The sequence below is a fragment of the Deinococcus aerolatus genome (genome assembly GCF_014647055.1).
Lineage (GTDB): Bacteria > Deinococcota > Deinococci > Deinococcales > Deinococcaceae > Deinococcus > Deinococcus aerolatus.
Genome location: NZ_BMOL01000012.1, coordinates 26,093 through 35,718, shown reverse-complemented (window position 1 = coordinate 35,718; position 9,626 = coordinate 26,093). Strand labels below are relative to the sequence as shown.

Below are 9,626 nucleotides of genomic sequence, written 5' to 3'. Positions count from 1 at the left end.
GTCCGGATCGAAGGACATGAGGCCGTCGGTCACCCGGTTCAGGGTGGTGGCCATCTGTTCGCGAGCCTTGACCTCAGCCTGACGGGCCTCCTCGCGCGCTGTGACATCGGTCTGGAAACCCAGATAATGCGTCAGGAGCCCTGCCGCGTCATGGATGGGGCTCAGCGCGAGCTCGTTGTAAAACATCGAGCCGTCCTTGCGGTAGTTGCGCAGAACCGTAGTGATGGTGCGTCCATGGGCCATCGCTTCGCGGAGATCCTGCCGGGCCTCCTGGTCACGGTCATCGCCTTGCAGAAAGCGGCAGTTGCGGCCGATGATTTCAGCAGCCAGGTAACCGCTGAGTTGTTCGAAGGCTGGATTGACGTACACCACAGGGTAATCTCCCTGCCGCGCGTCGGCGATGACCACACCAGTGACGCAGGCCTCAAGCGCATGGCTCATGAGGTAAGGCTCCAGGGCAGACGGTTGTTGGAAATTCATATTCCTCCTATCTGCGAGTTCGATTTGGCCGTACAGTCTATAAAACCGAAGGATATCTTTCAAGAAAAATGTGAACTACATTTATAAAATTGTGGCTATAAAGTTTCTTTAGCTTGCTCGCAAATTGATGGCGAACTCAGCTTGATGGGGGAACTTTCGGTACGTGCTGCGCCAGCGTTGCCTTCAGATGCTGGTAGACGGTCTCCCGGCTGATGCCAAGTTTCGGGCCAGGCTGGCCTTCGAGTCGCCTGCCTCTGCGCGCCGCTGCAATTCACCGACCTGCGCAATGAACAGGGTCTTTTTGCGTCCCTTGTACACCCCAGCCTTCTCAGCCGCCTCGATTCTCTCGCGCTGGCGTTCGTGGATCAGGGCACGCTCGAACTCTGCGAGGGCGCCCAGGACGCTGGTGTCCAGCGTCAGATCAGGGTCTGACCGCCCCAGTCGCGCAGGGCACGGATGACCAATGGACCATAAACGCTGCCCCATTCGGTGGCTGGATTCTTCAGCCACCGACGAACGCGGCGCTCGCTGCTCTACGTGAACGTGGCACGGGATGAAATGAACGGGATCGATGCGGCCAGAGAGAGCGGCCAGAGAGATACGCCCTGACAAAAGCAGTCCAACGATCATCCACGCGAGGATATGGGCGTTGCGGACGTCGTTCCACAGCGCGTTCTGGAGGTGAGAGTACACGGCTTGACAGAGTCGGAGCGCGTGCTCGATGGCATTTGCGGTTATCGCAGACAGAAAGCGTACCCGGTGGGGTACGCTTTCTCATACCTTGTGTCAGCCTGTCACTCTCTGTCATGGCAGGCCACACCTTGTACCTTCTAAAATTCACTCTGGGTACTGCTTGAGGCTCACCACCGTGGAGCCTTCTTTTTGGTCGGCGGGAGGAATGGTGGCCGGACCCGTCTGGTTGACCACATGGTCAATGGTGCCGTGGCCGACATTAAGCTGCACCGTTAGCAGGCTGGTCAGCTTGACCCCAGGCTTTTTGGGAACCTCAAAGCCGTGGGTGGCGTGAATGTCCGCGCCGGACTCGATGAAGATGTAGCTGCCCAGCCCCCATGCCTGATGGGCGTTGACCGAGTTATTCACCTTGTACGCGGGGTAGCCCAGCAGCGCACCGTTCATCCACGCAGTCTGGGTGGGCGGATCGTAGGGCATCTCGTTCTGGTACAGGACCACTTGACCGCGCTCGCCGTTCCAGATCAGTTGCTCTTTCTGATAATGCTCCACGAACAGTCCGGTAGCAGTAACGTCGTCGCCGTTGACGATCACGCCGTGGTCGGCGGTGTTGATGCTCCAACCCACGCCGTCGCCGTGATCGGCCCGCCACGCCCAGATGTGATCCAGCAAGGTGTTGTTGCTGTTGACGATCAGACTGGTGGTCGCCTTGCCCACCCCCGGCCCGCCGATGCGGAAGAACACGTCATGCAGGGCGACTGGATCGCTGGCGTTGCCCCCTGCGCCACCATTGTTACCAATTTGCAGCAGCACGGGCGAGTTAACAGGCCCGGCGTCAATGGTGAGGCCCGCAAGGCTCACACCGCTTACGTCGCCCACCTTGACCGGCACCGCGCCGCCTTGGGCGGTCAGGGTTGCCAGGCCCAGGCCCAGCAGCACCGTGCCGGGTTTGTTCACCAGCAATGTCTGGTCAATGTCGTACATGCCGGGGGTAAACAGTATGCCCCGGCCCGCCGAGAGGGCGCTGTTGATGGTTGCCACCTTATCGCTGGGGCGGGCGATAAAAAAGCCGCTCAGGGGCAGGGTCTTGCCGCCGCTTTCCGGGCCGTTTGCCCAGCTCACGCCGCTGGAATTGGTCTTGACCCCCGGCACGAACACCTGATACTCGCCTGCCGCATCCAAGTACAGGTACGGCTTCTCGCGCGAGACCGGGGTGGTGGGCAACGTGGTGTAGGGATTGGCGGGCTTACCGTCTGGACCTGTCGTGGCAAAACTGGTGGCGGGCGCACCCTTGACCCCCGAGAACACTTGATTCCACACGCCATTGGACCAGCCGGGAATCTCGCTGTTGCGGATCATGTATTGCTGTTGAGAGCCGCTGACCACCACGTCGGTCCCGGTGACTCTGGAATCGGCGATGTAGCCGCCGCTGGCAAATTGTGGTCCTGCTGAGCAGTAGTCCATCAGGCTAAATTTGCCGTTCACGTCCACCCGGCGCATGGGGGCGGCCTGTGACGCTGCCCAGAAATTGGTGACTGCCTGGCAGTCCTTGCCGCCCGCCACCTTGATGGTCAGGTTGGACGCCGAGCGCCAGAAGTTATTGAGGGCAATGCAGTTACTGGGATTGCCTTTGTCATCGGTCCCCAGGCAGCGGTTGTACACGTTGACGTGACCGTTGATAACCACATCGCCGGGGCTGCGGCCCAGGCCCACCACTTCGGTGTAATAGCCCACATCAATCAACAGCGGTTTTTCCGGCGTGCCGTAGGTGCCGGGCTTGAAGAACAGAGCGTAGCGCCCCTTGCCGAACTCGGCGTTCACCTGTTGCTCGTAGATCGCCTTGACCGCCGCCTGAATTTCAGCCGTTGTCATACTGGGATCAAAGACCTTCACATTATCCCCCAGTGCGCGGTTTTCCGGTTCTGGCTTCGGTGTTGGCGCAGGCGCACAGGCTCCCAGCAGCAGGCCCAGTCCAACGCCGGCGGCCAGGCTCCAGCGCTGCCCAGCACTTCGCGCAGCAGGCTCAAGAAAGGAGTCGGTGTGAAGGTTTCGCTGCATGTCTTTGACCTCCTCGAATTCAGTCACCGGAGATGGACAGGTGTCCAGCACCTCCCGGTCTGCGGCACACGCCGGATCAAGAAACTGTGCGCCCTTCATATACCGGGTCCTCTTCGACTGTCGTTGCCCCTGCATCTTACACAGTGCTCGCCCAAAAGCGAGTTGCCTGTTGCGCCGTGGCGAGAGGTGGTAGCGAAAAGCTGCCCTGACACTGCTTGGGGCAGTCAGCAAAAAACCAAATTGCAGAGCCCATTCCGCTGTGTTCGGGCGAGACGTTTTCTCGCCCGAACATGCGGCAACCTTTCCCACAGGACCTATGACCCAGGCATTCATAATTCACGCATTGCCCAGGGCCTGACCGTCAAACAGGCACCGGGCGCGACAGCAATCTCAAAAACTCAGTCTCGTCACGCAGCGACAGGCGCGTCTGCCCATTCTTGACAGCGCTTTCAGAGTGATCTATGCTCTAGATGTACAACAAGTCTTTCTCCAGATTTATAGGACAGGTAACTTTGCCTGCCGGGAGTCCACTTATGTCTGCAACCGTCACGCTGATGCACGTGGCGCGGGAAGCGGGTGTTTCACCCAGCACCGTGTCGCGCATTTTGAACGGCACCGCCAATGTCACGCCGGATAAGCGTGAACGGGTGGAGGCAGTCATCCAGCGCCTGAATTTCGTCCCCAACGTGCAGGCCCAGGCGCTGGCGAATGGACGCAGTTTCTCGGTGGGAGTGCTGACCCAGAACATCAGCAGCCCGTTTTACGGCGAGATGCTGGCCGGCATCGAGCGCGGCTTGGAGGGCAGTTCTTATCACCCCCTGGTGGTCAGCGGTCACTGGAACGCTGGACAGGAACAGCAGGCGCTGGATCTGTTGATGCGCCGCCGGGTCGACGCGATGATCGTGCTGGGAGGGGTGATCGAGGACGAGGCCCTGCAGCATGTGGCTGCGCGGGTGCCGCTGGTGGCGGTGGGCCGCCAGGTGGTGGGCCTGACCGAGCGCTGCGTGCTGATCGACAACCGCGAAGGCATCCGGCAAGTGGTGCGCCATCTGGCCGAACTGGGCCACCGCGAAGTGGCCTATATTTCCGGTCTAGAGACACAGCAGGACGCTGTCGAACGGCGCGAGGGCTTCGAAGTGGCCATGCGCGAACTCGGCCTGCCCCTGCGCCCAGAGCTGATGCAGCGCGGCGACTACACCGAGGCCAGCGGTGAGCAGGCCGCCGCCGAACTGCTGGCCTTGGACCTGCCTTTTACCGCGCTGGTCTGCGCCAACGATCAGATGGCCCTGGGCGCGCGGCTGGCCCTGTACCGCCGGGGCATACGTGTGCCACAGGACATGTCTCTGACTGGCTTCGACGATCTGTTTTCCTCGCGCTACACCACGCCGCCGCTGACCACCTTACATCAGGCCGTGAACGAACTGGGTCAGCAGGCCGCCGAAAACGTGCTGCGCCTGCTGGCCGGAGAGTCCCCCCCGATGACCCCATACATTCCACAACTGATCATCCGCGAATCCACCGGGCCAGCACCACATTCTCCTGCTGCTGCAGGCCAATGAGGACCAACATTTTTCAACTCCTACACTGCCCCATCTCACGCCCAATCTGAAACCGCTTTCAAACAGACCCCGGAGGTCATTATGAAGAAAATCGCCACGCTCGCCCTCGTCACCGCACTGCTCGCCACCACGGCCCACGCCCAGGAGAAGATGACCCTGAACGTCGCCGTCTTCCCCAGTCTGGACAGCTCTATCAAAGCTATTCTCCCGGCCTGGAACAAGAAGTACCCCAACGTGGCGATCAAACTGCAAACGCAGGAGATCGGCGACCACCACACCGCCATGACCACCGCGCTGGCCACCGGACAGGGTCTGCCCGACGTGATGGCTGTGGAAATCGGCTGGGTCGGCAAGTTCGCCGAGGGCAAGGGCCTCGAAGACATGAACAAGGCCCCCTACAACGCCGCTCAGTACAAGAAATTGTTCACGCCGTTTACCATCGCTCAGGCCACCAGCGCGGACAAGCGCTTCGTCGGCATGCCCACTGACATCGGCCCGGGCACCTTCCTGTACCGCAAGGACATCCTGGATAAGGCGGGAGTGAAGCCCGAAACCATGATGAAGGACTGGGACAGCTATATCGCTGCCGGGAAGGTAATCAAGGCCAAGACCGGGGCCTCGCTGATCAACGCTGCAGGGGGGATCTACGGCGTGGTCAGCCGCACCAACCTCAAGCCCGGTGAGGGCATCTACTTCGACAGCAAGAACAACCTGCTCGTCGGCCCCGACAACGCCCGGTTCGTGCGCGCCTTTACCCTTGCCAAACAGGTGCGCGACGCTGGTCTGGACGCCAAGATTGGTGAGTGGAGCAACGAATGGTACGACGCGTTCAAGAAGGGCACGGTGGCCACGCAGTTCAGCGGCGCGTGGCTGACCGGCGCGCTGCAAAACTGGATGGCCCCTGACACCAAGGGCCTGTGGCGCGTGCAGAACCTACCCGAGGGCGGCTATGCCTCATGGGGCGGCACCTTTTACGCCATTCCCACCGCCGCCAAGAACAAAGCGATGGCCTGGGAGTTCATCAAGTTCATGACCCTCAACCAAGAGGCACAGCTCAAGGCGTTCACCGACAACGGTGCGTTCCCGGCGCTGCTGACTGCACAGAACGACACCATCTTCAGCCAGGGGGTGCCGTTCCTGGGCGACCAGAAAGCCCGCGTGCTGTGGCGCGACGCCGCCCGCAAGACCCAGCCGATTGACGTCAACAAGTACGACTCGGTGGCCGATCAGATCGTCAACACCGAGCTGACCAATGTGCTGGAGCAGGGCAAGGACATCAAAAAGGCCCTGGCTGACGCCCGCACCCAGATTCTGCGCCGCGCCCGCTGAGCCCGGGCCAGGTTCAGTGACCGGCTGGAGGAGAGCGAAGGTGGCTCCTCCAGCGTTCACTGTGTCTTCAATGCACCACCTCCCCGTCCGGCCCCTGCCCGACCCACGGCACGAAAGGATGACCGCATGCAAAAACACCTGCCCCTGACCCCCAGCCCGCCCCGCCGCCGCTGGAGCTATGACCGCTTTCAGCAGCGCTTCGCGCCGTATATCTTCACCAGCCCATTCTTCATCCTGTTCCTGATCTTCGGGCTGTTTCCGCTGGCCTTCAGCCTGTTTCTGGCCTTTCACCTGTGGAATCCCCTGGACGGACTGGGCAACTGGCAATACGTGGGTTGGGAGAACTTCGCTCTGGCGCTAGGTGCGGAGGACCAGTTCTGGGTGGCCCTGAAGAACACGGTCTGGATCGGGCTGCTGGCAGGCATACCCCAACATCTGGTGGCCCTGCCACTGGCCTTCATCATCAACCAGTCCTTGCGCAGGTGGCAGGGCGGCATCAGCACCATTCTGTTTCTGCCGTACATCACCAACGCGGTGGCCATCACCATCGTGTTCGGAATGCTGTATTCCGAGAACTTGGGCTTGCTGAATTACGCCCTGTCGGTGGTGGGCCTGGGACCAGTTCGCTGGCTGGCGCAGCCGGACCTCGTGCCGGTGTCGGTGGCCGTGGTGGTGTTCTGGCGCTACGTGGGTTGGAACGTGATCCTGTACCTCAGCGGCCTCCAGGCCATCAGCGAGGATGTCTATGAGGCGGCCACGGTGGACGGCGCAACCAAGGTGCAGAAGTTTTTCTTCATCACGCTGCCGCTGCTGCGCCCCATGATGTTTTACGCCTTCACACTGACCATCGTGGGCAACATGCAACTGTTCGAGGAGCCATTCATCATGGTGGGGCAGGCGGGCGGCAGCGGCGGCACCGCGCTGACCTCGGCCATGCACATCTATAACGTGGCCTTCCGTGACCTGGACATGGGCTACGGCTCGGCCATGGCGTGGCTGCTCTTTCTGGCGATCTTTGTGCTGAGCATGATCAACAATTTCTTGTTCTCTCGTGATGGAGGCCGCTCATGACCACTGTGGCCACCCCTAAACCGCCCCGGCGCCAGTCCCGCCTGCCGTTTGGCCGCGTGGGCTTATGGCTGTTCGTCGGCATCGCCTGCTTCCTGTCGGTCATCCCCTTCTACCTGATGTTCGTCTGGGCCACGTTGCCCGGCGCACAAATCTTCACCGTGCCGCCGCACCTGTGGTTTGGGGACTCTCTGGTGAGCAACTTTCAGAAGATGATGGCAGCCACCGACAACTATGCATTGCGGCAGTTCTGGAACTCGCTTTACATCGCCACACTGTCCACCGTCACCACGCTGTTCTTCTGTTCGCTGGCGGGCTTTGCCTTTGCCATGTACGACTTCCGGGGCAAGCAGTACCTGTTCGGCTTCATCCTGATCACCATGCTCATTCCGCCGCTGGTGATGGATATTCCCAGCTTTCTGGTGATGAATAACGTCTTGCACTGGATCGGCACGCCCAGAACGCTGTGGGTGCCGGGCATGGCGAACGCCTTCGGCATCTTTTTGATGCGCCAGTACATCGTCTCGGCACTGCCCAAATCGCTGATCGAGGCCGCGCGCCTGGACGGGGCCACAGAGTTTGGGATCTTCCTGAAAGTGGTGGTGCCGCTCATCCGCCCGATTCTGGCGACCCTGGGCATCGTGACCTTTGTGGGCTCGTGGAACAATTTCAAGGGTGCGCTGATCATGCGCCTGAGCGAGGACAGCACCATGACCCTGCCGCTGTCGCTGCGAACCATTACTGGAGGGGCGTCGAACGTCGACGCCGACTGGGGCGCAACGCTGATGATGGTGGTCCTGACCGTGATTCCGCTGCTGATCATCTTTCTGTTCGCCAGCCGCCAGGTGATCTCTGGCCTGACCAGCGGCGCGGTCAAGGACTGAGAAGAACGACCGTATTCCCCTTGCTTGCGCTGACGCAGCCCGTGCTGATGAAAGCCACCGGCGTGAACTAGAAGTAGATGAGCTGATCGTCTTTTCCTTGCTGCCCTTTTCCTCTAAACATTTACCTCTTCCCCAGGAGTTTCCATGACCCAGCCCAATCCCAAAAACTTCCCACCTCGCTTCACCTGGGGTGTCGCCACCAGCAGCTATCAGATTGAGGGGGCGGCCCACGAAGACGGCAGAAGCCCCAGCATCTGGGACACCTTCTGCGCCACGCCGGGCAAAGTGCTGAACGGTGAAAACGGCGACGTGGCCTGTGACCATTACCACCGCCTGGACCGTGATCTGGACCTGATTCAAAGCCTGGGCGTCAACGCTTACCGCTTCAGCGTAGCGTGGCCGCGCATCGTTCCTGGCGGACGTGGAGCCACCAACCAGGCCGGGCTGGACTTTTACAGCCGAGTGGTGGACGGCCTCCTGGCCCGCGACATCACGCCCTGGCTGACGCTATACCACTGGGACTTGCCACAGGTCTTGCAAGACAGGGGCGGCTGGCCTGCCCGCGACACGGCCCTGGCGTTCGGCGACTACGCGGAGGTTGTCACCACGGCGCTGGGGGACCGCGTCAAGCACTGGATCACCATCAACGAGCCTTGGGTGGCCGCGTTCATGGGCTACGGCAACGGCATCCACGCGCCGGGCCACACCAACTTGGCCGAGAGTTTCGCCGCGTCACACCATCTGCTGCTGGCGCACGGGCTGGGCGTGCAGGCGGTACGCAAGAATGTGCCAGACGCACAGGTGGGCATCACCCTGAATCTGGCAGCGGCATATCCGGCAACGGACAGCGAGATGGATAAAGCGGCGGCCCACCGTCAGGATGGCTTTGCCAATCGCTGGTATCTGGATCCTGTCTTCGGGCGCGGCTACCCGCGCGACTTCGTGGAACTGCTGGGCGACGCCAGCCCGCAGGCACAGGGGCTGGTGCTGCCCGGCGATCTGGACTTGATCGGTGTGGTGTCCGATTTCCTGGGCGTCAACATGTATTCTCGCAGTGTGGTGGAAGACGCCCCCGACGACGGCTGGCTGAGGGCCAGGGGGCTGCGTGTGGAGGGCAGCGAGTACACCGGCTTTGACTGGGAGGTGGCTCCGCAGAGCCTGACCGACTTGATGCTGCGGCTGCAAAAGGATTACAACCCGGTCGCCATTTACATCACCGAAAACGGCGCGTCGTACCCGGACACCGTGAACGCCGATGGCAACGTGCAGGACGAGGCGCGAACCCGGTATTTCCAGCAGCATCTCGCCGCACTGGGAGACGCCATTACAGACGGTGCGAAAGTAACTGGGTATTTCGCGTGGTCTTTGATGGACAATTTCGAGTGGGCAGAAGGGTACGACAAGCGCTTCGGCATCGTGTATGTGGACTTTGAGACCCAGGCGCGAACCCTGAAGCAGTCCGGGCAGTGGTATAGGGACTTCCTTGCCCGCGCACAGGAGGGGCAGCCCGTGACCTTGCCCCGCTTTCCGGCGCCAACCTGACTGCAAATTTGGTGGC

The 9,626-nt window shown here is 61.1% G+C and carries 8 protein-coding genes; 5 read left to right on the top strand and 3 right to left on the bottom strand.

What is annotated here, in order from left to right; genetic code table 11:
- The 3 genes from IEY31_RS12755 to IEY31_RS12745 form a co-directional block, all read right to left on the bottom strand.
- The coding region (locus tag IEY31_RS12755; RefSeq protein ID WP_188972576.1) for a PAS domain-containing protein at positions 1 to 480 on the bottom strand (480 nt) is incomplete at its 3' end.
- Between the two features lie 183 nt (positions 481 to 663).
- Positions 664 to 1,110, bottom strand: coding sequence for a recombinase family protein (locus tag IEY31_RS19065; RefSeq protein WP_188972574.1), 447 nt, complete (start codon positions 1,108 to 1,110; stop codon positions 664 to 666).
- 207 nt (positions 1,111 to 1,317) lie between these two features.
- Positions 1,318 to 3,042 carry a glycosyl hydrolase family 28-related protein gene (locus IEY31_RS12745; protein ID WP_188972572.1) on the bottom strand — a complete coding sequence of 575 codons (1,725 nt, stop codon included), beginning with the start codon at positions 3,040 to 3,042 and terminating at the stop codon, positions 1,318 to 1,320.
- 719 nt (positions 3,043 to 3,761) lie between these two features.
- Here IEY31_RS12745 and IEY31_RS12740 point away from each other — a divergent pair.
- The 5 genes from IEY31_RS12740 (at position 3,762) to IEY31_RS12720 (ending at position 9,610) form a co-directional block, all read left to right on the top strand.
- Positions 3,762 to 4,787, top strand: a complete 1,026-nt coding sequence (locus tag IEY31_RS12740) for a LacI family DNA-binding transcriptional regulator (RefSeq protein WP_188972570.1) — start codon at positions 3,762 to 3,764, stop codon at positions 4,785 to 4,787.
- A gap of 81 nt (positions 4,788 to 4,868) precedes the next feature.
- Positions 4,869 to 6,116, top strand: a complete 1,248-nt coding sequence (locus tag IEY31_RS12735) for an ABC transporter substrate-binding protein (RefSeq protein ID WP_188972568.1) — start codon at positions 4,869 to 4,871, stop codon at positions 6,114 to 6,116.
- Positions 6,117 to 6,242: 126 nt separating this feature from the next.
- Positions 6,243 to 7,187, top strand: a complete 945-nt coding sequence (locus IEY31_RS12730) for a carbohydrate ABC transporter permease (RefSeq protein WP_188972566.1) — start codon at positions 6,243 to 6,245, stop codon at positions 7,185 to 7,187.
- The gene (locus IEY31_RS12725; RefSeq protein WP_188972564.1) at positions 7,184 to 8,068 is read left to right on the top strand and encodes a carbohydrate ABC transporter permease; all 885 of its coding nucleotides are present in this window, start codon (positions 7,184 to 7,186) and stop codon (positions 8,066 to 8,068) included. Before IEY31_RS12730 ends, IEY31_RS12725 begins: the two co-directional genes overlap by 4 nt.
- A gap of 144 nt (positions 8,069 to 8,212) precedes the next feature.
- Positions 8,213 to 9,610, top strand: coding sequence for a GH1 family beta-glucosidase (locus IEY31_RS12720; RefSeq protein ID WP_188972562.1), 1,398 nt, complete (start codon positions 8,213 to 8,215; stop codon positions 9,608 to 9,610).
- Positions 9,611 to 9,626 lie beyond the last annotated feature (16 nt).

Excerpts from the sequence above, each read along its gene's own strand:
- IEY31_RS12745 (WP_188972572.1), bottom strand. The coding sequence starts at position 3,042 with ATGACAACGGCTGAAATTCAGGCGGCGGTCAAGGCGATCTACGAGCAA.
- IEY31_RS12725 (WP_188972564.1), top strand. The coding sequence starts at position 7,184 with ATGACCACTGTGGCCACCCCTAAACCGCCCCGGCGCCAGTCCCGCCTG.
- IEY31_RS12720 (WP_188972562.1), top strand. The coding sequence starts at position 8,213 with ATGACCCAGCCCAATCCCAAAAACTTCCCACCTCGCTTCACCTGGGGT.
- IEY31_RS12735 (WP_188972568.1), top strand. The coding sequence starts at position 4,869 with ATGAAGAAAATCGCCACGCTCGCCCTCGTCACCGCACTGCTCGCCACC.
- IEY31_RS12740 (WP_188972570.1), top strand. The coding sequence starts at position 3,762 with ATGTCTGCAACCGTCACGCTGATGCACGTGGCGCGGGAAGCGGGTGTT.
- IEY31_RS19065 (WP_188972574.1), bottom strand. The coding sequence starts at position 1,110 with ATGATCGTTGGACTGCTTTTGTCAGGGCGTATCTCTCTGGCCGCTCTC.
- IEY31_RS12730 (WP_188972566.1), top strand. The coding sequence starts at position 6,243 with ATGCAAAAACACCTGCCCCTGACCCCCAGCCCGCCCCGCCGCCGCTGG.